The sequence below is a fragment of the Streptomyces sp. NBC_01264 genome (assembly GCF_026340675.1).
In the GTDB taxonomy this organism is placed as follows: domain Bacteria; phylum Actinomycetota; class Actinomycetes; order Streptomycetales; family Streptomycetaceae; genus Streptomyces.
This window is the reverse complement of the sequence record NZ_JAPEOX010000001.1, coordinates 3080599-3104477: the sequence shown is the minus strand read 5'-3', so window position 1 is coordinate 3104477 and position 23879 is coordinate 3080599. Positions and strand designations below refer to the sequence as shown.

Annotated in this window: 19 protein-coding genes; 11 read left to right on the top strand and 8 right to left on the bottom strand. The window is 70.9% G+C overall.

Annotated features, from left to right (window positions below; genetic code table 11):
* Window positions 1–37 precede the first annotated feature (37 nt).
* The 4 genes from lipB to OG435_RS14175 all read left to right on the top strand — a co-directional run bounded on the left by lipB (window position 38) and on the right by OG435_RS14175 (window position 3046).
* Complete coding sequence (lipB, locus tag OG435_RS14190; protein WP_266877182.1) at window positions 38–835, top strand: lipoyl(octanoyl) transferase LipB; 798 nt, start codon at window positions 38–40, stop codon at window positions 833–835.
* A 109-nt stretch (window positions 836–944) separates the two neighbouring features.
* A complete protein-coding gene (lipA, locus tag OG435_RS14185; protein WP_266877181.1) occupies window positions 945–1892 on the top strand; it encodes a lipoyl synthase in 948 nt (315 codons plus the stop codon).
* A 247-nt stretch (window positions 1893–2139) separates the two neighbouring features.
* Window positions 2140–2337: an SCO2195 family GlnR-regulated protein gene (locus OG435_RS14180; RefSeq protein ID WP_250743563.1), complete on the top strand. Its 198-nt coding sequence runs from the start codon at window positions 2140–2142 to the stop codon at window positions 2335–2337.
* Window positions 2338–2347: 10 nt separating this feature from the next.
* Window positions 2348–3046 carry a DUF4191 domain-containing protein gene (locus OG435_RS14175; RefSeq protein WP_266877180.1) on the top strand — a complete coding sequence of 233 codons (699 nt, stop codon included), beginning with the start codon at window positions 2348–2350 and terminating at the stop codon, window positions 3044–3046.
* Between the two features lie 87 nt (window positions 3047–3133).
* On the opposite strand, the gene OG435_RS14170 is transcribed toward OG435_RS14175, so the two are convergent.
* A complete protein-coding gene (locus tag OG435_RS14170) occupies window positions 3134–3601 on the bottom strand; it encodes an RDD family protein (RefSeq protein ID WP_266877179.1) in 468 nt (155 codons plus the stop codon).
* A 186-nt stretch (window positions 3602–3787) separates the two neighbouring features.
* Here OG435_RS14170 and glnA point away from each other — a divergent pair, with 186 nt between their 5' ends.
* A complete protein-coding gene (gene glnA, locus OG435_RS14165; protein ID WP_266877178.1) occupies window positions 3788–5197 on the top strand; it encodes a type I glutamate--ammonia ligase in 1410 nt (469 codons plus the stop codon).
* A gap of 109 nt (window positions 5198–5306) precedes the next feature.
* Complete coding sequence (locus tag OG435_RS14160; protein ID WP_266877177.1) at window positions 5307–5624, top strand: MazG-like family protein; 318 nt, start codon at window positions 5307–5309, stop codon at window positions 5622–5624.
* 46 nt (window positions 5625–5670) lie between these two features.
* Here the strand turns inward: OG435_RS14160 and OG435_RS14155 are convergent, their stop codons facing one another.
* Window positions 5671–6324, bottom strand: coding sequence for a TetR/AcrR family transcriptional regulator (locus OG435_RS14155; RefSeq protein WP_266877176.1), 654 nt, complete (start codon window positions 6322–6324; stop codon window positions 5671–5673).
* An 86-nt stretch (window positions 6325–6410) separates the two neighbouring features.
* On the opposite strand from OG435_RS14155, the gene OG435_RS14150 reads away from it, so the two are divergent.
* Window positions 6411–7181 carry an SDR family NAD(P)-dependent oxidoreductase gene (locus tag OG435_RS14150; protein ID WP_266877175.1) on the top strand — a complete coding sequence of 257 codons (771 nt, stop codon included), beginning with the start codon at window positions 6411–6413 and terminating at the stop codon, window positions 7179–7181.
* A gap of 15 nt (window positions 7182–7196) precedes the next feature.
* Here the strand turns inward: OG435_RS14150 and OG435_RS14145 are convergent, their stop codons facing one another.
* Complete coding sequence (locus tag OG435_RS14145; RefSeq protein WP_266881731.1) at window positions 7197–7715, bottom strand: DUF4240 domain-containing protein; 519 nt, start codon at window positions 7713–7715, stop codon at window positions 7197–7199.
* A gap of 134 nt (window positions 7716–7849) precedes the next feature.
* Here OG435_RS14145 and OG435_RS14140 point away from each other — a divergent pair, with 134 nt between their 5' ends.
* Window positions 7850–9346 (top strand): serine/threonine-protein kinase, encoded by a 1497-nt coding sequence (locus tag OG435_RS14140; protein WP_266877174.1) that lies wholly within the window; start codon window positions 7850–7852, stop codon window positions 9344–9346.
* Window positions 9347–9402: 56 nt separating this feature from the next.
* Here OG435_RS14140 and aceE read toward each other — a convergent pair whose 3' ends face one another.
* The 5 genes from aceE to OG435_RS14115 form a co-directional block, all read right to left on the bottom strand.
* The gene (gene aceE / locus OG435_RS14135) at window positions 9403–12087 is read right to left on the bottom strand and encodes a pyruvate dehydrogenase (acetyl-transferring), homodimeric type (RefSeq protein WP_266877173.1); all 2685 of its coding nucleotides are present in this window, start codon (window positions 12085–12087) and stop codon (window positions 9403–9405) included.
* 244 nt (window positions 12088–12331) lie between these two features.
* Window positions 12332–12955: a GntR family transcriptional regulator gene (locus OG435_RS14130; RefSeq protein WP_266881726.1), complete on the bottom strand. Its 624-nt coding sequence runs from the start codon at window positions 12953–12955 to the stop codon at window positions 12332–12334.
* A gap of 243 nt (window positions 12956–13198) precedes the next feature.
* Window positions 13199–14929 (bottom strand): 2-oxoglutarate dehydrogenase, E2 component, dihydrolipoamide succinyltransferase, encoded by a 1731-nt coding sequence (gene sucB / locus OG435_RS14125; RefSeq protein WP_266877172.1) that lies wholly within the window; start codon window positions 14927–14929, stop codon window positions 13199–13201.
* 54 nt (window positions 14930–14983) lie between these two features.
* Window positions 14984–16372 carry a dihydrolipoyl dehydrogenase gene (lpdA, locus tag OG435_RS14120; protein ID WP_250742547.1) on the bottom strand — a complete coding sequence of 463 codons (1389 nt, stop codon included), beginning with the start codon at window positions 16370–16372 and terminating at the stop codon, window positions 14984–14986.
* A gap of 296 nt (window positions 16373–16668) precedes the next feature.
* A complete protein-coding gene (locus OG435_RS14115) occupies window positions 16669–18204 on the bottom strand; it encodes a leucyl aminopeptidase (RefSeq protein WP_266877171.1) in 1536 nt (511 codons plus the stop codon).
* A 345-nt stretch (window positions 18205–18549) separates the two neighbouring features.
* On the opposite strand from OG435_RS14115, the gene OG435_RS14110 reads away from it, so the two are divergent.
* The 3 genes from OG435_RS14110 to OG435_RS14100 all read left to right on the top strand — a co-directional run bounded on the left by OG435_RS14110 (window position 18550) and on the right by OG435_RS14100 (window position 23847).
* Window positions 18550–20574, top strand: coding sequence for a hypothetical protein (locus tag OG435_RS14110; RefSeq protein WP_266877170.1), 2025 nt, complete (start codon window positions 18550–18552; stop codon window positions 20572–20574).
* A gap of 118 nt (window positions 20575–20692) precedes the next feature.
* The gene (gene pelF, locus OG435_RS14105; RefSeq protein WP_266877169.1) at window positions 20693–22216 is read left to right on the top strand and encodes a GT4 family glycosyltransferase PelF; all 1524 of its coding nucleotides are present in this window, start codon (window positions 20693–20695) and stop codon (window positions 22214–22216) included.
* A complete protein-coding gene (locus OG435_RS14100) occupies window positions 22213–23847 on the top strand; it encodes a hypothetical protein (RefSeq protein WP_266877168.1) in 1635 nt (544 codons plus the stop codon). Before pelF ends, OG435_RS14100 begins: the two co-directional genes overlap by 4 nt.
* The last annotated feature ends 32 nt before the right edge of the window (window positions 23848–23879 follow it).

Genomic DNA, 23879 nt, shown 5'->3' with positions numbered 1-23879 from the left:
GCAAGTTCGTCGGCAGGTTCAACGAGGAGGCGCCGCGGTGGCTGAGCTTGGGTTTGTCCGCATGGGCTTCGGCCCGGAGGCGGTCGAGTACACGGTGGCCTGGGAAGAGCAGCGCCGGGTGCACGCGGCCCGCTTCGCGGACGAGATCGAGGACACCTGCCTGCTGCTGGAGCACCAGCCGGTCTACACGGCCGGCCGGCGCACCGCCGACAACGAGCGCCCGCTCGACGGCACCCCCGTCGTGGACGTGGACCGCGGCGGAAAGATCACCTGGCACGGCCCGGGCCAGCTCGTCGGCTACCCGATCATGAAGCTGCCCCGCCCGGTCGACGTGGTCGCCCACGTCCGCCGCCTGGAGGACGCGCTGATCCGCACGGCCGCCGAGTTCGGCCTGGAGACCACCCGCGTCGAGGGGCGCAGCGGGGTCTGGGTGCTCGGCGACCCGGTGGCGGAGCGCCCGAAGATCGGCGGCCTCTCGCTGGATCTCGACCCGAGGCTGCACGACGAGGAGTTCGACGCGCGGCTGAACGGCCCCGAGTACGCCCCGTCCAACGCCGGCCAGCGCCGCGAGGACCGCAAGCTCGCCGCCATCGGCATCCGGGTCGCCAAGGGCGTCACCATGCACGGGTTCGCGATCAACGTGAACCCGGACAGCACCTGGTTCGACCGGATCATCCCCTGCGGGATCCGGGACGCCGGTGTGACCTCGCTCTCGTACGAACTGGGGCGGGAGATCACCATCGCCGAGGTGCTGCCGGTGATCGAACGGCACCTGAAGGACGTGCTGGAGCAGGCGGAGCTGCGGCCCCGGGAGATAGAGCCGGCCGCCGGCTGAGTCCGGGGGAATGGGTCGGGCCGCCCGCAGGTTGGCCGACGTAAGAACGTATGAAATTACGGGCGTACCCTGGTGGGCGCCGAAGAATCGAAGTCACAGGGAGCCGGTCGTGTCCGCAGTCGCACCCGACGGACGCAAGATGCTGCGCCTAGAGGTCCGTAACGCCCAGACGCCCATCGAGCGCAAGCCCGAGTGGATCAAGACGCGGGCCAAGATGGGTCCCGAGTACACCAAGATGCAGGCCCTGGTGAAGGGCGAAGGACTGCACACGGTGTGCCAGGAAGCCGGCTGTCCGAACATCTACGAATGCTGGGAGGACCGCGAGGCCACCTTCCTCATCGGTGGCGACCAGTGCACCCGGCGCTGTGACTTCTGCCAGATCGACACGGGCAAGCCCGAGGCGCTGGACCGCGACGAGCCCCGCCGCGTCGGCGAGTCCGTGGTCACCATGGACCTGAACTACGCCACCATCACGGGCGTCGCGCGCGACGACCTGGCGGACGGCGGAGCCTGGCTCTACGCGGAGACCGTGCGCCAGATCCACCAGCAGACGGCGGGCCGCGAGACCGGCCACACCAAGGTCGAGCTGCTCGCCCCGGACTTCAACGCGGTCCCGGAGCTGCTGGAAGAGGTCTTCGCCTCCCGCCCCGAGGTCTTCGCCCACAACATCGAGACGGTGCCGCGCATCTTCAAGCGCATCCGCCCCGGCTTCCGCTACGAGCGCTCGATGGACGTCATCACCCGGGCGCGCGCCTACGGCCTCGTCACCAAGTCCAACCTGATCCTGGGCATGGGCGAGGAGCGCGAGGAGGTCAGCCAGGCGCTGAAGGACCTCCACGAGGCGGGCTGCGAGCTCATCACCATCACCCAGTACCTGCGGCCCTCGCCGCGGCACCACCCCGTCGAGCGCTGGGTCAAGCCGGCCGAGTTCGTGGAGCTGGCGCAGGAGGCCGAGGAGATCGGTTTCTCCGGAGTCATGTCCGGCCCGCTGGTCCGTTCCTCGTACCGGGCCGGCCGTCTCTACCAGCAGGCGATGGAGAAGCGCGCGACCGTCTGAGGCGACTCCTGAGTCGCATGGTGCGGGAGGTATGTGAACTCGCGCACAAAGTCTTACTTACGGGTAACCCCACACCGATGCGGCCCCTAGGCTCTCTCTAGCGAGAGACCTGGTGGGCCGCATCAAGGTTTCATCACTGTTTGACCAGTCGGTCATGCGCTGGTAACACCAGTCAGTGACGATTGTTCGACGCACTGCACACACGCTTGGCAACCTCCTACGTGAGCACCGTGAAAGGGTCGACACCATGCAGGCCGCGCCCGTACGCGCCATCGCCATTCCGTCCTTCACCGACGCCGTCCGCGGACTGGAGTCGCTGCTCATGAGCGGCGCCCGCCGGAACGCCTGGACGGCCGTCCTCGAAGACCGCCGCAGGGCCAAGGACCGGGTCGAAACCGAGCACGTACTCGAGGCCGCGGCGACCCGGACCGAGAAGGCCACGTAAACTTCGCTGCATGGCGAGGAAGTCAAACGCAGAGACTGCTGCGAACCCCGGGCGACTGAAGCAGATCGCCCTGACGTACAAGATGACGCGCAAGGCCGACCCGAAGGTCGGTCTGATCGTCGCGGGCGTGGGAATCGTCACCTTTGGTGTGTTCCTTGCGATCGGCTTCCTGATCGGCCACCCGGTCTACCTGGGCATCCTGGGCTTCCTGGTGGCGTTCCTGGCGATGGCGATCATCTTCGGACGGCGTGCCGAGACGGCCGCCTTCGGGCAGATGGAGGGACAGCCGGGCGCGGCCGCGGCCGTACTGGACAACGTGGGCAGGGGCTGGACCACCACCCCTGCCGTCGCGATGAGCAAGCAGCAGGACATCGTCCACCGTGCCGTGGGCAAGGCCGGCGTGGTCCTGATCGCCGAGGGCAACCCGAACCGGGTGAAGCCGATGCTCGCGAACGAGAAGAAGAAGCTGGCCCGGATCATGCCCGACATCCCGGTCCACACCTTCATCGTGGGCACGGGCGAGGGCGAGGTGCCGCTCAAGAAGGTCCGTACGACCCTGATGAAGCTGCCCCGCGTGCTCTCCGGGCCCCAGATCACCCAGGTCAACGACAAACTGCGGGCCATGGGCGACTTGCTGAGCAACATGCCGATCCCGAAGGGCCCGATGCCCAAGGGGATGCGCATGCCGCGCGGCGGAAAGATGCGCTGATCCGCTTTTCGTATACGACACAGAGGGGCGCCCCGGGCCGATGGCCCGGGGCGCCCCTCTGTTTTCGTCCGTTCTCGTTCCCGCGTCTCAGATCCTGACCTGCACGGCGCGGCTGAGACGGTCGTGCAGTCCGCGGCCGTCGCGGTCCCAGACGAGGGCCGGGATCAGCAGGGCGAGGAGGGCGGTACGGAGCACCACGCGGCCGAATCCGAGCCGGCCGCCGTCCTGCGAGACGACCCGGAGGCCCAGGATCCGCTTCCCGGGGGTAAAGCCCACGGTGCCGACCGTCAGGATCACCAGGGCGATGAAGACGGCCAGGGTCCAGTTCCCCGAACCGTTCCAGTCACGGCCGGTGAGCAGGCCGTACGCGATCAGCTGGCAGCCCAGCCAGTCGATGGCCACGGCGCCGAGCCGGCGGCCGAAACGGGCCACCGAGCCGCTCCCGTGCTGCGGCAGGCCGAGCTGCTTGCCGGGGTACCCGAAGTCGGCACCCATCTCCTCGGCGGCCTCGCGGGGGCCGGAGAGCCAGGATCCGATTGCTTGCCTCTTGTCCACGCGAACACGGTACCCGTGCCGTGGGACGCCCTTCCGGCGGGACCCTGGTTAACTTGTGCGAAACAAATGGGTCATGCTTGAGAAACCCCGTCTGCTTATGGTCGGGTCAGCGTGCGGCACCGCACTGACGCACCACTAGCTATAAAAGCCCGCCCCTGCCCCGGGGTCGGGAGTAGGAGGAGTTGGATGTTCAAGAACGCCGACGAAGTGACGCAGTACATCCAGGACAACGACGTCAAGTTCGTTGACGTCCGCTTCTGCGACCTGCCTGGTGTGATGCAGCACTTCACCATCCCGGGGCGCGCGTTCGACCCGAACGAGGAGCTGGCCTTCGACGGCTCCTCGATCCGCGGCTTCCAGGCGATCCACGAGTCCGACATGGCGCTGCGCGCCGACATCACCACCGCGCGCCTGGACCCGTTCCGCAAGGACAAGACGCTCAACATCAACTTCTTCATCCACGACCCGATCACGGGCGAGGCCTACAGCCGTGACCCGCGCAACGTCGCGAAGAAGGCCGAGGCGTACCTGGCCTCGACCGGCATCGCCGACACCGCGTACTTCGGCCCCGAGGCCGAGTTCTACGTGTTCGACAGCGTGCGCTTCGCGACCACCGCGAACGAGAGCTTCTACCACATCGACTCCGAGGCCGGTGCCTGGAACACGGGCTCCGAGGAGAACAACCGTGGTTACAAGGTCCGCTACAAGGGTGGTTACTTCCCCGTAGCCCCGGTCGACCACTTCGCCGACCTGCGCGCCGAGATCTCCCTCGAGCTGGACGCCCAGGGCCTCCAGGTCGAGCGTCAGCACCACGAGGTCGGCACCGGTGGCCAGGCCGAGATCAACTACAAGTTCAACACGCTGCTCGCCGCGGCCGACGACCTGATGCTCTTCAAGTACATCGTGAAGAACGTCGCGTGGAAGAACGGCAAGACCGCGACTTTCATGCCGAAGCCGATCTTCGGTGACAACGGCTCGGGCATGCACGTGCACCAGTCGCTGTGGGCGAACGGCGACCCGCTGTTCTACGACGAGGCCGGCTACGCGGGCCTGTCGGACACCGCCCGCTACTACATCGGCGGCATCCTCAAGCACGCCCCGTCGCTGCTGGCCTTCACCAACCCGACGGTGAACTCCTACCACCGCCTGGTCCCGGGCTTCGAGGCGCCGGTCAACATGGTGTACTCGCAGCGCAACCGCTCCGCCGCGATGCGCATCCCGATCACGGGCTCGAACCCGAAGGCCAAGCGCGTCGAGTTCCGCGCCCCGGACCCGTCCTCGAACCCGTACCTGGCGTTCGCGGCGCTGCTCCTCGCGGGCCTCGACGGTGTGAAGAACAAGATCGAGCCGATGGAGCCGATCGACAAGGACCTCTACGAGCTCTCCCCGGACGAGCACGCGAGCGTCCCGCAGGTCCCGACCAGCCTCGAGGACGTCCTCAAGGCCCTCGAGGAGGACCACGAGTACCTCCTGGCCGGCGGTGTCTTCACCCCCGACCTGATCGAGACCTGGATCGACTACAAGCGCACCCACGAGATCGCCCCGATCGCGCAGCGCCCGCACCCGCACGAGTTCGAGCTCTACTTCGACCTCTAAGCCGTGCCGCGGTCGTGCTGACGCACTGATCGAACGAAGCCCCGCCCCCCTCTCCGAGAGGGGGGGGCGGGGCTTCTGCGTTGCGGCGGCGCGGCGCTAACTTCGGGGGATGGACGAATCCTGGAAGACCATCGGGGCCCTCGCGGCGCGGTTCGACGCCTACGACCGGGAGCGCGGGGTGGGGCGCGAGGAGAGCGCGACGCTGCAGATCCTGAAGATCGGGGAGGAGTTCGGGGAGGCCGCGCAGGCCGTGATCGGGGCCAAGGGCACGAATCAGCGGAAGGGGAACTCGCACACCTGGGGCGATGTGGAGGCGGAGGTCGCCGACGTCATCGTCACGGCGATGGTGGCGCTGGCCCGGATGCGGCCCGACGCCCCCGCCTTCTTCGCGGAGCACCTGAAGGAGAAGTCCGCCCGGTTCCTCTGACGGGCCGGGCCTCTGACCGGCCGGGCCCCGGACCGGGCGCCCCGGCTCAGCGCGTCAGCGGCATCGCGCCCGTGAGGTCGCGCAGGCAGCGGAGGGCGAGTTCCGAGGGGGAGCCGGGGCCCGCGGGCGGGGTGTCCGTGGTGGACCAGAGTTCCAGGGCGATGCGGATCGCGTCCGTGGCCGCCGCCGCGAGGAGGCGGACGGCGAGGGGTTCGGCGTCCGGGCCGGCGAGCCGGGCGAGGACCGGGACCAGGCGCTCCTCGGAGTCCTGGTTGACCCGGTACCAGACGGCCCGCAGGGCCTCGTCGGTCGTGGCGGCGCGCAGCAGGCCGCGGGTGACCTCCAGGCCCTCCTCGAGCGCCTGGGGGCCCGTGAGGGAGCGGGTGACGGCGCGCTCCAGGGCCTCGGTGAGCGGGGTGCCGGGGTCCTCCTCGGCGAGCAGTGCGCGCCAGGCGTCGCCGCCGCCCGCGAGCAGGGGCGCGACGGCCTCCTGCTTGTTGCGGAAGTAGCGGTAGAACGTGCGCAGCGCCACGCCCGCGCGGTGGGCGATGTCCTCGGCGGTGGTGCCGTCGGGGCCGTGCTCGGCGAAGAGTTCGCAGGCCGCGCGGGCGATGTCGAGCTGGGTGGCCGCCTTGCGGCGCTCGTTCAGCGACTGGGCTCCGGGGCCGGCCTGGGGAGAGTACGGACGAGGGGATCTCACCGGGGAAGGATACCTCGGCCCCGAGCGGCAAATGCACGTTTTGACAGGCTGGCAAAACGTGTCATCGCGGGAGTACGCTCCTCCCCATGAACCGTTACGAAGGACGTCGCGTCCTCATCACCGGCGGCGGCTCCGGCATCGGCCAGGCCACCGTCCACCGCATCCTTTCCGAAGGCGGCCGGGTCCACACCGTGGACGTCAACGAGGCCGGCCTCAAGGCCACCGCCGACCGGGCGGCCGCCGACGGGCACGCGGGCCGCCTCACCACCGCGGTCCTCGACATATCCGACGAGGCCGCCGTCAAGGCGGGCGTGGCCACCGCGGTCGACGCCCTGACGGGGATCGACGTGCTGGTCAACGCCGCGGGCATCCTGCGCTCCGCGCACACCCACCAGACCACGCTGGAATTCTGGAACAAGATCATCGCGGTGAACCTGACCGGTACGTTCCTGGTCATCCGGGAGTCGCTCCCCGCGCTGCTGGCGGGCGACCAGCCGGTCGTCGTCAACTTCAGCTCCACCTCGGCGTCCTTCGCCCACCCCTACATGTCCGCCTACGCGGCCAGCAAGGGCGGCATCCAGTCGATGACCCACGCGCTCGCCGCCGAGTACAGCAAGCAGGGGCTGCGGTTCGTCGCGGTCGCGCCCGGCTCCATCGAGAGCGGCATGACCACCGGCACCGGCCCCGGTCTGCCCGAGGACACCGACTGGAGCCTGTTCGCCAAGCTCGCCCCGGCCCTCGGCCAGGGGTTCGCCGGCCCGCAGACGGTCGCCGGCGTCGTCGCCATGCTGGGCTCCGAGGACGGCGCCTTCATCACCGGTACGGAGATCCGCATCGACGGCGGCACGCACTACTGATGCGAGGCGGGGGCGTCAGCCCCTGAAGCGGTCCCACAGCCGGGGGAAGCGCTCCGCGAGCACGGCTTCGTTCTCGAAGTCCAGCGCGGCGCCCTCCGGCTCGGCCGGCTGCAGCGGGATCCCCAGATCCGGCGCCACCGACCCGGTCAGCTGCTCGTACGCCTCGTCCGCCGCGTACCCCAGCTCCTCGCCGTCCCCGTCGATCTCCTCGTCGAACTCGTCGAGGAGCTCCGCGAGCTGGTCCGGATCGTGCACCCCGCCCTCGAAGACCTCCCGGCCCTGGCCGATCAGCCAGCACCTGAAGTAGTCGAACGCGTCGTCGCTCGCCCCGTCGAGCAGCACCCACGCCGCGCCCCACAGGTCCCAGGTGTACGCCCGGTTGTACCGCGACTCGAAGTGCCGCGCGAAGTCCAGGACGGAGTCCGGGTCGAGCTGCGCCAACCGCTCCACGAGCAGCTCGGCGTGTTCCTCGGGGTCGCCCTCGGCGGCCTCGCGGGTACGGTCGACCATCTCCCAGAACTCCGTCTCGTCCATCACCGCTCCAGCATCACGGGTCCACCCCCTCGCCGCCACCGCGCGTGCCGCGAAAGGCCGGTGCACGCCCCCCGCACGGCCGCATACTCGGACCGGGAAACGGATCACGCGGCCGTCGGGGGAGGGGCACGGGTATGCGGGGAGAACTGCTCGAAGGCCGGTACCGGCTGGAGGAGCGCCTGGGCGCGGGCGGCATGGGCGAGGTCTGGGCCGCCGAGGACGTACGGATGCGCCGGCCCGTCGCCGCCAAACTCGTCGACGTCGCACCGGGCAGGTACGCGCAGCAGCTGGAGCGGCGCTTCACCCACGAGGTGCGCTCCGCGGCCAACCTTCCGCACCGGCACACCGTGACCGTCCACGACTGCGGCGAAGCCGTCGTGGCGGGCCGCCGGACGCTCTACCTCGTCATGGAGCGCCTCGACGGCCGCGACCTCTCCGACGTGTTCCACCCCCGCTCGCGGGCGGGGGCGCGGACCGGGGCGCCCGGCGGCCCGCGCGTGCCCTGGTACGACGTCCTGGACTGGGCCGCGCAGGTCGCCTCCGCGCTCTCCGCCGCCCACCGGCTCGGCATCCTGCACCGGGACATCAAGCCGCAGAACGTCATGCTGACCGGCGACGGCGTGATCAAGGTCCTGGACTTCGGGCTGGCCAAGATCCTCCGCGAGAGCCTGCGGGTCGGCGCCCTCACCGACACCGGCACCGCACTGGGCACCCTCCCGTACATGTCTCCCGAGCAGTGCCGCGGGGAGACCGACATCGACCACCGCACCGACCTCTACAGCCTCGGCTGCCTGCTCTACGAGGGGCTCACCGGACGTCCGCCCTTCACGGCCACCGCGCCGCACGTCATGCTCCACCAGCAGTTGTACGAGGACCCGCGCCCGCTCACCGCCGAGAACGCGCCCGGGGTCCCGCCGGGCGTCGCCGCACTGGTGACCCGGCTCCTCGCCAAGGACCGCACGCGGCGGCCCCCGGACGCGGACACGGTGGTGGCGGAGCTCCGGCGCGAGCTGGCCGCCCACCGGGACGCGGCCCGCCGGGACACCGCCCACGGGGACGCCACCCATCGGGCAGCCGGCCCGCCGGAGGTCCCGGCGGCGGCCGGACCCGGCGCCGCGCATCCGGCCGACGTCGCCCGGATGCGCGAGCTCGCCGAACGGGAGGTCGCGCAGATGCGCCGGGTGGCGGAGGAGGACGTACGGGCCCTGCGGACGCAGTTCGAGCGGGACGTGGCGGGTCTGCGCGCGGCCGCCCTGCGGGAGCGCACCGAGGCGCGGGAACAGGCGGCCGCGGAACTGGAGGAGGTCCGGGCCGCCACGGCCCGGGCGGCCGCGGAGTTCGAGACCCGCCTCGCCGAGCGCCGCAGGCAGGCGGAATCCGCCGAGCTCGCCCGGCACGCCGAGGCGCGGGTCCGCCTCGCGGAGATCGCGGAGCAGGCGGAGCAGCTGGCCCAGCGGGCCCAGCGGATGACGGGGGACGCCGAGCGCCGTGCCCAGGAGATCCTCGACAGGACCTGGAGCCAGGCCGAGGAGATCGTCGCCGACGCAAGGGCCAAGGCCGACCTCATCCGCCGGCGAGCCGAGCGCGAGGTCGCGGCGCACCCGCCGGGGCAGTCCCCGGCAACGCCGTGAGGCGGTCCGCCCCCGAAGGGACGGACCGCCTCACGGTCGCTGAAGAACGCGGGGGCCTATAGGCCGTAGCGCTCCCGGGCCTCCTTGATGGAGGACGCCGGGACCTCGCCGCGGCGGGCGAGCTGGGCCAGCGCGGCCACCACGATCGACTGGGCGTCGACACCGAAGTGGCGGCGGGCACCCTCACGGGTGTCGGAGAGGCCGAAGCCGTCCGTGCCCAGCGAGGTGTAGTCCTGCTCGACCCACTGGCTGATCTGGTCCGGGACCTGACGCATCCAGTCGGAGACGGCGAGCACCGGGCTGGTGACGCCCTCCAGGGCGCTGGTGACGAACGGGGTGCGCAGCTCTCCTCGCAGGAGGGCCTCGTCGCACTCCAGCGCGTCGCGGCGCAGCTCGCCCCAGGAGGTGGCGGACCAGACGTCGGCGGCCACGTTCCAGTCGGCGGCGAGCAGCTTCTGCGCGTCCAGGGCCCAGTGGATGGCCGTACCGGAGGCCATCAGCTGGATCTTCGGGGCGTCGGCGGCCGGAGCGGCCTCCGCCAGGTCCGCCGCCGTGTTGAAGCGGTACAGACCCTTGAGGATGCCCTCTTCCACGCCCTCGGGCATGGCCGGCTGCGGCTTCGGCTCGTTGTAGACCGTCAGGTAGTAGAAGACGTCTTCCGGCTTCTCGCCGTACATCCGGCGCAGACCGTCCTTGACGATCACCGCGATCTCGTACGCGAAGGCCGGGTCGTAGTTGAGCGACGCCGGGTTCGTGGACGCGATCAGGTGCGAGTGGCCGTCCGCGTGCTGCAGGCCCTCACCCGTCAGGGTGGTGCGGCCGGCGGTGGCGCCGACGATGAAGCCCTTGCCGAGCTGGTCGGCGAGCTGCCACATCTGGTCGGCGGTGCGCTGCCAGCCGAACATCGAGTAGAAGATGTAGAACGGGATCATCGGCTCGCCGTGCGTCGCGTACGACGTGCAGGCGGCGATGAAGTCGGCCATGGCGCCGGCCTCGGTGATCCCCTCGTTGAGGATCTGGCCGTCCTTGGCTTCCTTGTAGTACATGAGCTGGTCGCGGTCGACCGGCTCGTACGTCTGGCCCAGCGGCGAGTAGATGCCGGCCGACGGGAAGAGGGACTCCATACCGAAGGTGCGGGCCTCGTCCGGGACGATCGGAACCCAGCGCTTGCCGGTCTCCTTGTCCCGCATCAGGTCCTTGACGAGCCGGACGAAGGCCATGGTGGTGGCCATCTCCTGCTTGCCGGAGCCCTTGAGCAGCGGGGCGAAGGAACGGTCCGCCGGAGCCGGCAGGGCCACGTGCTTGACCTTGCGGGCCGGGGCCGGGCCGCCGAGCGCCGCGCGGCGCTCGTTCAGGTACTGCACCTCGGGGCTGTTCGCGCCCGGGTGGCCGTACGGGACCTGGCCGTCGGCGAAGGCGCTGTCCGGGATCGGGAGGCCAAGGAGGTCACGCATGTCCTTGAACTCGTCGATCGTCAGCTTCTTCATCTGGTGGTTCGCGTTCTTCGACTCGAACCCGGCGCCCAGCGTGTAGCCCTTGACGGTCTGCGCGAGGATGACCGTCGGAGCACCCTTGTGCTCCAGGGCGGCCTTGTACGCGGCGTACACCTTGCGGGGCTCGTGGCCGCCGCGGGAGGTGTGGAAGCACTCGGCGATCTTCGCGTCGGAGAGCACACCGGCCAGCTGCACGAGCTCGGCGTTGGCGCCGAAGAAGTGCTGGCGGATGTAGGCCACGTCGCGGGTCGCGTACGTCTGGAACTGCGCGTCGGGTACCTCGCGCAGGCGGCGTACCAGGGCACCCGTGGTGTCGAGTTGGAACAGCTCGTCCCAGGCGGAGCCCCACAGCGACTTGATGACGTTCCAGCCGGCGCCGCGGAACTGGGCTTCCAGCTCCTGCACCACGCGGAAGTTCGCGCGGACCGGACCGTCGAGGCGCTGCAGGTTGCAGTTGATGACGAAGGTCAGGTTGTCGAGCTGCTCGCGCGAGGCCAGGGCCAGGGCGGCGGTCGACTCGGGCTCGTCCATCTCGCCGTCGCCCAGGAAGGCCCAGACGTGCGAGTTGGCGGTGTCCTTGATGCTCCGGTTCTGCAGGTAGCGGTTGAAGCGCGCCTGGTAGATCGCGGAGAGCGGGCCGAGGCCCATGGAGACCGTCGGGAACTCCCACAGCCACGGCAGGCGCCGCGGGTGCGGGTAGGACGGCAGGCCGTTGCCGCCGGACTCCTGGCGGAACTTGTCGAGCTGCTGCTCGGAGATCCGGCCGTCGAGGAAGGCGCGGGCGTAGATGCCGGGGGAGGCGTGGCCCTGGATGTAGAGCTGGTCGCCCGATCCGTCGGCCTCCTTCCCGCGGAAGAAGTGCTGGAAGCCGGTCTCGTACAGCCACGCGGCGGAGGCGAAGGTGGCGATGTGGCCGCCGACGCCGTACTTGGAGCCGCGGGTCACCATGGCGGCCGCGTTCCAGCGGTTCCACGCGGTGATGCGGGCTTCCATCGCCTCGTCGCCGGGGAACTCCGGCTCCGCGGCGGTGGGGATGGTGTTGACGTAGTCCGTCTCAAGGAGCTTCGGCAGCGCGAGGCCGGCGGCCTCGGCGTGCTGAAGGGTGCGACGGAGCAGGTATTCGGCGCGGCGCGTACCGGCGGCCTTGGCGACGGCGTCGAGTGAGGCCGCCCATTCGGCGGTCTCCTCGGTGTCGCGGTCCGGGAGCTGGTCGAGCTCGCTCGGAAGCTTTCCTACGGGGTCGGACATCGGTGTGCGCCGCCTTCCGGACAAAGGAGAGGTGGTGAAGAAATCCCTGACGGGCAGGACAGGGTCGTTGGACCCGGGTGGGGTCCGCGGATGACTGTAAGGCGCTGATCGATGATCGATCAAATGAAAGTGACGAAGAAACGTCAATCTGACAAAAGTCGGCACCGGGTGCCATGAAAATGGGCACCCAGTGCCGGGCAAAACGGGCTAAAGCGGCTGGTCGGGCGGGTCTCGAGGCGTGAGGTCAAGCCCTCGGCGCGCACCCCAGAACATGCCGCTTCACGAGCAGGCCGATGTCCGGGTCCTGGTTGCGGAAGGCGTCCACAAGGGCTTCGTGCTCCTCGGCGTAGGACTTCTGGACGGTTCCCAGCCACCGGATGGACAGGGCCGTGAAGACCTCGATGCCCAGGGACTCCCAGGTGTGCAGCAGCACGCTGTTCCCGGCGGCCCGCACCATCTCCCGGTGGAAGCCGACGGTGTGCCGCACCTGGGCCGTGCCGTCCGCGCTGCGGTCGGCCTCCCACAGGGCCGCCACGTGCGGCTCCAGGGCCGCGCAGTCGGCCGCCAGCCGGGGTGCGGCCAGCTCGGCCGCGATCTGCTCCAGGCCCGCGCGGACCGGATAGATCTCCTCCAGGTCCGCCGCCGACAGGTTCCGTACGCGCACGCCCTTGTTCGGCGCCGATTCGATCAGCCGCAGCGTCTCCAGCTCGCGCAGGGCCTCGCGCACGGGGGTCTGGCTGACCTCCAGCTCCACGGCGATCCGGCGCTCCACGATCCGCTCACCGGGCTTCCAGCGCCCGCTGACGATCCCCTCCACGATGTGCTCGCGGATCTGCTCGCGCAGCGAGTGCACGACGGGTGGGGTGATCATCGGGGCTTCATCTCCTGGGGGGTGTGCAGGGGCACGCGCGAGCATGCGGGGCCTTGATGCGTAGACAATACGGCGGCGCCGCTCGTCGCGATGCGTTCCTGGTCAGAGGCGCAGGGTGAGGCTGGTTACAGCCGTCGGCCGGAGGGGCCCAGGGTACGACGACGGCGCCCCCGCCCGGGACTTTCATCCCGGGCGGGGGCGCCGTGTGCGACGGGCGTCGAAACGCCGTTGCGGAGAGCCTTACAGGCCGAGCTCGACCTCGAACTCGCCGGCCTCGAGGATCGCCTTGACGGCCGAGAGGTACCGGGCCGCGTCCGCGCCGTCCACCAGGCGGTGGTCGTAGGACAGGGTCAGGTACGTCATGTCGCGGATGCCGATGTTCGTGCCCTCGGCGGTCTCGATGACCACCGGGCGCTTGACCGTCGCGCCGATGCCCAGGATGGCGACCTGGTTCGGGGGCACGATGACCGTGTCGAACAGCGCACCGCGCGAGCCGGTGTTGCTGATGGTGAAGGTCGCGCCCGACAGCTCGTCCGGCGTGATCTTGTTGCCGCGGACCTTGGAGGCCAGGTCGGCGGTCGCCTTGGAGATGCCCGCCAGGTTGAGGCCACCGGCACCCTTGATGACCGGGGTCATCAGGCCCTTCTCGGAGTCCACGGCGATGCCGATGTTCTCCGAGTCGAAGTAGGTGATGGTGCCCTCGTCCTCGTTGATCCGGGCGTTGACGACCGCGTGGGCCTTCAGTGCCTGGGCCGCGGCCTTGACGAAGAACGGCATCGGGGACAGCTTGACGCCCTCGCGGGCGAGGAAGCCGGCCTTGGCCTTCTCGCGCAGCTTCATGATCTTGGTGATGTCCACCTCGACCACGGAGCTGAGCTGCGCCTGCGAGTGCAGGGCCTTCATCATGTTGTCGCCGATGACCTTGCGCATGCGGGTCATCTTGACGGTCTGGCCGCGCAGCTCGGAGACCGCGGCGGCCGGAGCCTTGGCGGCCGGAGCGGCAGCAGCCGGAGCCGGGGCGGCAGCGGCGGCCTTGGCGGCCTCGGCGGCGGCCAGGACGTCCTGCTTGCGGATGCGGCCACCGACACCGGTGCCCGAGACCGCGGACAGGTCGACGCCGGACTCCGTGGCGAGCTTGCGCACCAGCGGGGTCACGTAGGCACCCTCGTCACCGGTGGAAACCGGGGCGGCGGCGGGGGCGGCCGGAGCGACCGGAGCCGGAGCGGCGACCGGAGCCGGAGCGGCCACGGGGGCCGCGGGGGCGACCGGAGCCGGAGCGGCGACCGGGGGAGCGGCCACGACCGGAGCCGGGGCGGCGACCGGAGCCGGAGCGGCGGCGGCCGGAGCGGCCGCGGGAGCCGCGCCCGCCGCGCCGATGACGGCCAGACGCGCGCCGACCTCGGCGTTCTCGTCCTCGGCGACCAGGATCTCCAGCAGGACGCCGGCGACCGGGGCGGGGATCTCGGTGTCGACCTTGTCGGTCGAGACCTCCAGTAGCGGCTCGTCGGCCTCGACCGACTCGCCGACCTGCTTCAGCCAGCGGGTGACGGTGCCCTCGGTGACGGACTCGCCCAGGGCGGGGAGCACGACATCGGTACCGGCGGCAGCCGGTGCGGCAGCGGCGGCCGGGGCCGCGGGGGCCTCGGCGACGGGGGCCGGAGCGGCCGGAGCCTCGGCGGCCGGGGCCGCGGGGGCCTCGGCGGCCGGAGCCGCGGCAGCGGCCGGCGCGCCCGAACCGTCGTCGATGACGGCCAGCTCGGCGCCGACCTCGACGGTCTCGTCCTCGGCGACCTTGATGGAGGCCAGGATGCCCGACACGGGGGACGGGATCTCGGTGTCGACCTTGTCGGTCGAGACCTCGAGCAGCGGCTCGTCGGCCTCGACGCGCTCGCCCTCGGCCTTGAGCCAACGGGTGACGGTGCCCTCGGTGACGCTCTCACCGAGCGCCGGAAGGGTTACGGAAACCGACATGGTTTCAGTTGCTCCTAACGAAAGTGCGGAAGTGGTCGTCGCGCCCAGTGACGATTAGTCGTGTGCGTGCAGCGGCTTGCCGGCGAGTGCCAGGTGGGCCTCGCCCATCGCCTCGTTCTGCGTCGGGTGCGCGTGGATGAGCTGCGCGACCTCGGCCGGCAGGGCTTCCCAGTTGTAGATCAGCTGGGCCTCGCCGACCTGCTCGCCCATCCGGTCACCGACCATGTGGACGCCGACCACGGCACCGTCCTTGACCTGGACGAGCTTGATCTCGCCCGCGGTCTTCAGGATCTTGCTCTTGCCGTTGCCCGCCAGGTTGTACTTGAGGGCCACGACCTTGTCCGCGCCGTAGATCTCCTTGGCCTTGGCCTCGGTGATGCCGACGGAGGCGACCTCGGGGTGGCAGTACGTGACGCGCGGCACACCGTCGTAGTCGATCGGGACGGCCTTGAGGCCGGCCAGACGCTCCGCGACCAGGATGCCCTCGGCGAAGCCGACGTGCGCGAGCTGGAGGGTCGGGGCGAGGTCACCGACGGCCGAGATGGTCGGCACGTTGGTCTGCATGTACTCGTCGACCACGACGTAGCCGCGGTCCATCGCGACGCCCTGCTCCTCGTAGCCCAGGCCCTGGGAGACGGGGCCGCGGCCGATCGCGACCAGCAGCACCTCCGCCTCGAAGGTCTTGCCGTCGGCGAGGGTGACGCGAACGCCGTTCTCGGTGTACTCGGCCTTGTCGAAGAAGGTGCCGAGGTTGAACTTGATGCCCCGCTTGCGGAACGCGCGCTCCAGCAGCTTGGAGCTGTTCTCGTCCTCGACCGGCACGAGGTGCTTGAGGCCCTCGACGATGGTGACGTCGGTGCCGAAGGACTTCCAGGCCGAGGCGAACTCGACGCCGATGACGCCGCCGCCCAGGACGATGGCGGACTCCGGCACGCGGTCCAGGACCAGCGCGTGGTCCGAGGAGATGATGCGGTTGCCGTCGATGTTCAGGCCCGGCAGCGAGCGCGGCACGGAGCCGGTCGCCAGGAGCACGTGGCGGCCCTGGATGCGCTGGCCGTTCACGTCGACGGACGTCGGCGAGGAGAGGCGGCCCTCACCCTCGATGTAGGTCAGCTTGCGGGAGGCGACAAGGCCCTGCAGGCCCTTGTACAGGCCCGCGATGATGTCGTCCTTGTACTTGTGCACACCCGCGATGTCGATGCCCTCGAAGGTGGCCTTGACACCGAACTGGGCGGCCTCGCGAGCCTGGTCCGCGATCTCGCCCGCGTGCAGCAGAGCCTTCGTGGGGATGCAGCCGTTGTGCAGGCAGGTGCCGCCGAGCTTGTTCTTCTCGATCAGGGCAACGTCCAGACCCAGCTGGGATGCGCGCAGCGCCGCGGCGTAACCGCCACTGCCGCCGCCGAGGATCACTAGGTCGAAAACGGTGCTGGCGTCGTTCGCCACGTCACGTCCTCCATGCATGTGCGCCGAGCACCGGTCCTCTGTGACCGGGCGGCGGCTGGTATACGGCCGCTTTTTCTTCGGCCCTGTGGTGGGGGCCCTGTCCTGCCGAGAACCCATCTTCGCATTTGTCGGCGGAACGCGGGACGCCGGGCCTGCCCTGCGTCAGGTCCTTCTGCCCGAACCGGGGGTTACCGCAGCGTAGAAACCTACGGATTTCGTTGGCAGCGAACAGGCCCCGGCCGTGATCAGAAAATCTGATCACGGCCGGGGCCTGGGTGGAGCCGGGTTCCCGGGTGTCAGCCCAGGTCGCCCGTGGCCGTGCGCTCGGCCAGCCGGACCAGGGTGCGGACGGCGGAGCCGGTGCCGCCCTTGGGGGTGTAGCCGTACGGGGCGCCCTCGTGGAAGGCGGGGCCCGCGATGTCGAGGTGGGCCCAGGTGATGCCCTCGCCGACGAACTCCTGGAGGAAGAGGCCGGCGATCAGGCCGCCGCCCATGCGGACACCCATGTTGGCGATGTCGGCGGTGGGGGAGTCCATGGTCTTGCGCAGGTCCTCGGGGAGCGGCATCGGCCAGGAGGCCTCGCCGACCTCCTCGGCGATCTCGTGGATGGAGGTACGGAAGGCGTCGTCGTTGGCCATGATGCCGAAGGTGCGGTCACCCAGGGCCATCACCATGGCGCCGGTCAGGGTCGCCACGTCGACGATCGCGTCCGGGTTCTCCTCGGAGGCCCTGGTCAGCGCGTCGCCCAGGACCAGCCGGCCCTCGGCGTCCGTGTTGAGGACCTCGACGGTCTTGCCGCTGTACATGCGCAGCACGTCACCGGGCTTGGTGGCCGAGCCGGAGGGCATGTTCTCGGCGAGCGCGAGCCAGCCGGTGACGTTGACCTGGAGGCCGAGCTTGGCCGCCGCGACGACGGAGGCGAAGACGGCGGCGGCGCCGGCCATGTCGCACTTCATCGTCTCGTTGTGGCCGGCCGGCTTCAGGGAGATGCCGCCCGAGTCGTAGGTGATGCCCTTGCCGACGTAGGCGAGGGACTTCTCCGCCTTGGGGTGGGTGTAGGTGAGCTTCACCAGGCGCGGCGGGTTCTCGGAGCCCTTGCCGACGCCCATGATGCCGCCGTAGCCGCCCTTGACCAGGGCCTTCTCGTCCAGGACCTGGACCTTGATGCCGTTCTCCTTCGCGGCCGCGGAGGCGACCGCGGCGAAGGCCTCGGGGGTGAGGTCGTTCGGCGGGGTGTTGACGAGGTCACGGGCGATGTTGATCTCGGTCGCCAGGATCGTGGCGCGCTCGACCGCGGCCTTGTGGTCCTTGTCGCGCGGCTTGGCGCCGAGCAGGGCGATCTCGGCGAGCGGCTGCTTCGGGCCGCCGTTCTTGGCGCCGGCGGCCTTCTTCTCGCCGCCCTGGTAGGCGGTGAAGGCGTACGCGCCCAGCAGCGCGCCCTCGGCCACGGCCGTGACGGCGGAGGCGTCGTCGAGGGGGAGCGCGAAGGCGGCCTTCTTGGTGCCGTGCAGGGCACGGGCGGCGGCGCCGGCGGCGCGGCGCAGCACCTCCTCGTCGTAGGACTCGTCCGTGTCGGGAAGGGCGCCCAGTCCGACCGCCAGCACGACCGGGACCTTGAGGCCGTCCGGCGCCGGCAGCTTGGTGGTCTCGCCTTCGGCGCCCGAGGCACCGAGCGCGTCGAGCACGGCGGCGAGCTTGCCGTCGTACGCCTTGTCCACGGCCTCGGCGCCCGCGGCGACGACGGGGCCCTTGGGGCCCTTCGCCACGCCGACGACGAGGGCGTCGGCGCGCAGCGTCGCCGGTCCGGCAGTGCTGAGAGTCAGAGCAGTCACGGTGGTGAATTCTCGCTTCCGTTTTGATGGTGTGGGCCGAGTGGGTGGACGGCCATCCGTAGCGATCGTATTCGGGCCCGTCGGCCGCCGGAAACGAGCCTACGCGCACGCGCTCGTCCGCACGCCACTCGAAGATTTGGCAAGTTGTTCGATCATGTGGCCGTCGGGTTCACCCATCTGTGGCCTCTGTTGCACGTTTGCCCCTCGGACCTCATGAGGTCCGAAACACTCGGACCACTCTCGCAAGGGGACGCGGGGTTCCTTTGCATCATTTCCACAGAAGCCTCCCCGGTCCGGCCCAGCGCCACGGACCGAAGTCGAGGATCTGCGGGGGGAAAGGCCGAAATGGTCCACAAGAACCGGATGAACAGGCTCGCCGCCGTCTGCCTCGCTGCGGCCATAGCATCCGTCGCGGTACCCGGAGCGGCCGCGCAGGCCGCGGTGACTCCGCGGATCGACCTGCGGGTCCTCGTCGTCGACGACGGCGGGAGCTCGGTCGAGGCGATCACGGCGGAACTCCGTGACACGGGGGTTCCGTACACCCGCGTCGACCTGGGCAGCGGCAGCCGGCCGGTCGTCAACGCGGCCTTCCTCGCCGACACGGTCGACGGGCGGCCGCGCGCCAAGTTCCAGGGCGTGGTGCTGCCGAACGAGAACCCGTTCGGGGAGGGCTCGGCGGAGATGGCCGCGCTCACCGCGTACGAGACGGCGTACGGGATCCGTCAGGTCGACGCCTACACCTGGGCGCACCCGGGCGTCGGCCTGGAGTACACCGACAACGGAGGCTTCAGCGGCACCCTGGACGGCACGCAGGCCGCCGTCACCACCGCCGGCAAGGCCGGCCCCTTCGCCTACCTCGGGGGGCAGGTGGCCTTCGAGGACAACTCGCCGCTGATCCCCGAGAGCTACGGGTTCATGGCCAAGCCGCGGACCGGCTACACCAGTTACCTGGACGCCCCGGTCGGTTCCGGACGGGCCTCGCTGGTCGGCGAGTACACCCACGACGGGCGCAGCGAGCTGGTCGTCACCTTCGGCTACAACCAGCACCAGCAGCAGTTCCGGCTGCTAGCCCGGGGCATCGTCGAGTGGGTCACCCAGGGAGTCCACCTCGGCCAGGAGCGCAACTACTTCGCGGTCCACGTCGACGACGTCTTCGCCCCCGACGCCCGCTGGAACAAGGACCTGAACTGCACCCCGGGCGACTACGCCTGCGCCGGCGGCGAGGGCAAGGAGTCCACGATCCGGATGACGGCCGCCGACGCCCAGTACCTGGCGCAGTGGCAGACGTCCAAGAACTTCAAGCTCGACCTGCTCTTCAACGCGGGCGCGGGCGAGGAGTGGAAGGCCGAGAACGGCAACACCGACGCCCTCACCGCCCAGCTGATCGCCGACCGGGCGAAGTACCGGTGGATGAACCACACCTACACCCACCCGTTCCTCGGCTGCGTCCAGAACACCACCACCGTGCCCTGGACCTGTACGAAGAACAGCGCCGGCGCGATCAACTACATGAGCCGCTCCGAGATCTCCGCGCAGATCCGGGACAACAACAACTGGGCCGCCTCCAAGGGCATCACCACCGACCGCACCGAACTGGTCACCGGTGAGCACTCCGGCCTCAAGACCCTTCCGCAGCAGCCCCAGGACAACCCCAACCTGGCCGGCGCGCTCGCCGACAACGGCGTGAAGTGGGCGGGCAGCGACAACTCCCGCGAACCCGTGCAGCGGCCCGTGGGCGCCGCGCTGACCGTCCCCCGGTACCCGATGAACGTGTACTACAACACGGGCACCAACGCCGAGATGGCCGACGAGTACAACTGGATCTACACCAGCCGGGCCGACGGCGGCAGCGGCATCTGCGAGGACAACCCCGGCACCTCCACCTGCCTGCCGGCCCCGCTCGACGCCGCCACCGGCTACCTGAACTACATCGTCCCGGCCGAGGCCAGGACCGCCATGCGGCACGTCCTGAACAACGACCCGCGCCCGCACTACGTCCACCAGTCCAACCTCGCCGAGGACCGCACCCTCTACCCGGTGCTCAACCAGGTCCTCGACGGCTACCGCACCCTCTACGCGCCCAGCGCGCCGCTCGTGAACCAGAGCATGAAGGACACCGGCGTCGAGCTCCAGCGCCGCGCGGCCTGGAACGCAGCGATCGCCGCCAACCAGGTCACCGCCTACCGCATCGGCAAGGACGTCACCGTCAAGGCGCCCTCCGGAGTCGTGGCCCCGGTCACCGCGCCCACCGGCACGAAGAAGCAGCTCCTGCTGGGCACCGCGGACTTCGGCACCGCCTACGCCGGCACCCGCTCCACCTGGACGGCCCCCGAGCTGCTCCAGAGCGCCGTCACGCTGCACATGCCGTGACGCTCCGCCTGCCCTGACCAGCCGGGCACGTACAAGACAGCCACGCGTACCACCTAGCGCCGGCGCTCCGCCAACCACGGGCGCCGGCCCCTTTTCCGTCCTTGGGGGGACACACCGCATGAGCCATGGGCGTCATGTCACCATGCTCACCGAAGGCACCTACCCGCACGTCCACGGGGGCGTCAGCACGTGGTGCGACCAACTGGTCCGCGGCATGCCGGAGGTCGACTTCAACGTCATAGCCCTGACCGGCTCGGGACGCGAGCCGGTCACCTGGGAGTTGCCGCGCAACGTCTACCGCCACACCAGCGTTCCCCTCTGGGGCGCTCCGCCGGCCCGCAGACTGCGCTCCGGACTGCGCGGCAAGGCCCGACGCGCGTTCGCCGAGACCTACGAGACCTTCCTGCTCTCCCTGCTCGACCCGGCTCCCGACGCGGCACGCGGGTTCTCCGAATCCCTGCGCGAACTGGCCCGGCTCGCCCGCGCCGGGCGGCTCGCCGCGGCCCTGCGGTCCGAATCGGTGCTGCGCCTGCTGATGACCGTCTGGACCCGCCCCGGTCTGGTCACCACCGCCGCCGAGCCCACCATCCACGACGCGCTCACCGCCACCGACCTGCTGGAACACGCGCTGCGCCCGCTGTCCGTGCGGATCCCGCCCGACAGCGTCGCCCACGCCGTCAGCAGCGGACTGGCCACCCTCCCCGCGCTCGCCGCGAAGTACCTCGACGAGGTCCCGTTCCTGCTCACCGAGCACGGCATCTACCTGCGCGAGCGCTACCTCGGCTACCGCAGCGCCGAACAGCGCTGGCCCGTCAAGGCACTCATGCTCGGCTTCTACCGCGAGCTCAACACCGAGGGCTACCGCCAGGCCGACCTGATCACCCCGTGCAACCAGTACAACCGCCGCTGGGAGGAGCGCGGGGGCGCCGACTCCGAGCGGATCCGCACCGTCTACAACGGCGTCGACCCGCACGCCTTCCCCCAGGCGGGCCCCGAACCGGAGGTCCCCACCCTGAGCTGGTGCGGCCGCATCGACCCCATCAAGGACCTCGAAACCCTCGTCCGGGCCTACGCGTTCATGCGCGAGGAACTCCCCGCCCTGCGGCTGCGCCTCTTCGGCCCGGTCCCGGCGGGCTGCGAGGACTACAAGCTCAAGCTGGAGAAGCTCGCCGCCGAACTCGGCGTGAGCGACGGGATCACCTACGAGGGCCGCATCGACGACGTGGCCCGCGCCTACGGGGCCGGCTCCATCGTGATGCTCTCCTCCATCAGCGAGGGCTTCCCCTTCTCCATCATCGAGGCCATGTCCTGCGGCCGCACCACCGTCTCCACCGACGTGGGCGGGGTCCGCGAGGCCGTCGGCGACACCGGCCTCGTCGTCCCGCCGCGCGAGCCCGAGACCATGGCCCGCGCCACCCTGGCCCTGCTCCGCGACGACGAACGCCGTGCGGAGCTGGGCCGGATGTCCCGCAAGCGGGTGGTCGAGAAGTTCACGCTCCACCAGTCCGTGGACGGCTTCCGCCACATCTACCGCGAGCTCGCCGGCCAGCCCGTCCTGCCCGTCCACGTGGGCGACGAGTGGACGCAGCGCCTCGCCGACCCCTGGTACAAGGAACTCGCCGCCGACGGGAGCCTGTGGTGAGCGGATCGCTCTGGCTCAAGCCCCCCGGCCCGGACGGGAGCTGGGTTTCCGTCGCGCACGCCGCGGCCGCCGGGCGCGGTACGGCGCCCGCCGCCGACGCGGCCGACGCCCTGCCCGGCATCCCCCGGCCGCGCCGCGAAGGACGCGAAGGACGCGAAGGACGCGACGGACGCGACGGACCGGCCGCCGACCCGATGGACGAACTCGCCGAGCGCCTCGACGCTTTCATCGCCGCCGCCGTCCACCCCGACGAGATCGCCGCCGTCCTGGAATCCGACGGCATGACCGACGAGCACATCCGCCTCGCCTACGGACGCCAGGACTCCTTCGGCCTCGCCGAGGAGCTCTACGCCCGGGTGCCGCGCTCCTTCCCGGAGCCCGACCGGGTCCCCGACCCCTGGAAGGTGCCCCTCACCGCCTGCCTCCTGCGCGGGGTGATCTTCGCCCTGCCCGGGCTCGCCTACCTGCTGGGCGCGCCCCTGCTGGACGGGCCCAAGGACCGGCTGGGGCTGCCCGCCGGGACGCTCACCCTGCTCGCCGGGGCGCTCATCGGCTGGGTCTGGGACCAGACCCTGTCCCACCGGGCGTACTCCTGGCTCGGCCTCGGCGACCGGGCCGCCGCCGGGCGGACCCTGCTCGCCGGAGCCCCGGCGGGGGCCCTCCTGGGGACCGCCGCCGCGCTGGCGGTACCCGGCGGGCCCCCCTTCTCCTACGCCTTCGCGGCCGGTCAGGCCCTGTACGTCGGGGCCGCCACCGTCCTGCTCGTCCTCGGGCGGGAGCGGCTGCTGCTGGCCGCGCTCGCCCCGATGGCCGCCGGGGCGCTGCTCACGCTCCTCGTGGAACTGCCCGTTCCGGTCAGGGTGTTCCTCCTGACGGCCTCCCTCCTGGCCGCCTGCGCCCTGGCCGTACGGGAACTCCCGCTGGCCGACGGCGTACGGACCCTCGTGCTCCGCGTCCGCGCCTGGACGGAACACCGGCCGGGCCGCGGGGGCCCGGTGCGCTGGCAGATGCTGCGCGGCGCCGAGGAGGAGTACGCACCGCGCGGACCCCGGCTCGGGGACTCCGTCCCGTACGGGGTGTTCGGCCTGGGCACCGGTCTGCTCGTGCTGTACGCGGCCCTGGGGGAGGTGCTCGCCGGCGGCCCCGCCGAGGCGGTCGCCGCCCCCTCGGCGGTGGCGCTCACCCTCAGCATGGGCCCCGCCGAATGGCTGCTCCACCGGTTCCGCAGCGGCAGCCTCGCCGGGCTGCGCGCGGCCCGTTCGCCCCGGCAGTTCCGGCTGCGGATGCTCAGCACCCTCGCCCGGTGCCTCGCCACCTACCTGGTGGTGCTGCTGGCCCTCGGCCTCACCGGAACCCTGCTCTGGCCCGGCGCACCCGGCCTGACCGGGGTCCGGGTCGCCACCCTGCTGCTGCTCGGCGCCGTGATGTGGACCGGGCTGCTCCTGCAGTCCTTCGGGGCGGTCCGGCCCGCCGCGGTGGTCTGCGCCTCGGCCGCCGTCGCGCAGAGCCTGGCCCTGCTCCTGGGCCTCGGACAGCCGCGCGCCGTGCAACTGGCCGTCGCCGGAGCCGCGGCGCTCGCGCTGGGCACGCTGGTGTGCCTGCTGCTCGGCCGCGCCACGGCCCACCGCTGAGGCCCCGCCCCTTCCCCCTCCCGTCCCCGCCG

Excerpts from the sequence above, each read along its gene's own strand:
- sucB (WP_266877172.1), bottom strand. The coding sequence starts at position 14,929 with ATGTCGGTTTCCGTAACCCTTCCGGCGCTCGGTGAGAGCGTCACCGAG.
- pelF (WP_266877169.1), top strand. The coding sequence starts at position 20,693 with ATGAGCCATGGGCGTCATGTCACCATGCTCACCGAAGGCACCTACCCG.
- OG435_RS14175 (WP_266877180.1), top strand. The coding sequence starts at position 2,348 with ATGGCGAGGAAGTCAAACGCAGAGACTGCTGCGAACCCCGGGCGACTG.
- OG435_RS14140 (WP_266877174.1), top strand. The coding sequence starts at position 7,850 with ATGCGGGGAGAACTGCTCGAAGGCCGGTACCGGCTGGAGGAGCGCCTG.
- OG435_RS14180 (WP_250743563.1), top strand. The coding sequence starts at position 2,140 with ATGCAGGCCGCGCCCGTACGCGCCATCGCCATTCCGTCCTTCACCGAC.
- OG435_RS14145 (WP_266881731.1), bottom strand. The coding sequence starts at position 7,715 with ATGGACGAGACGGAGTTCTGGGAGATGGTCGACCGTACCCGCGAGGCC.
- OG435_RS14160 (WP_266877177.1), top strand. The coding sequence starts at position 5,307 with ATGGACGAATCCTGGAAGACCATCGGGGCCCTCGCGGCGCGGTTCGAC.
- glnA (WP_266877178.1), top strand. The coding sequence starts at position 3,788 with ATGTTCAAGAACGCCGACGAAGTGACGCAGTACATCCAGGACAACGAC.
- OG435_RS14110 (WP_266877170.1), top strand. The coding sequence starts at position 18,550 with ATGGTCCACAAGAACCGGATGAACAGGCTCGCCGCCGTCTGCCTCGCT.
- OG435_RS14150 (WP_266877175.1), top strand. The coding sequence starts at position 6,411 with ATGAACCGTTACGAAGGACGTCGCGTCCTCATCACCGGCGGCGGCTCC.
- aceE (WP_266877173.1), bottom strand. The coding sequence starts at position 12,087 with ATGTCCGACCCCGTAGGAAAGCTTCCGAGCGAGCTCGACCAGCTCCCG.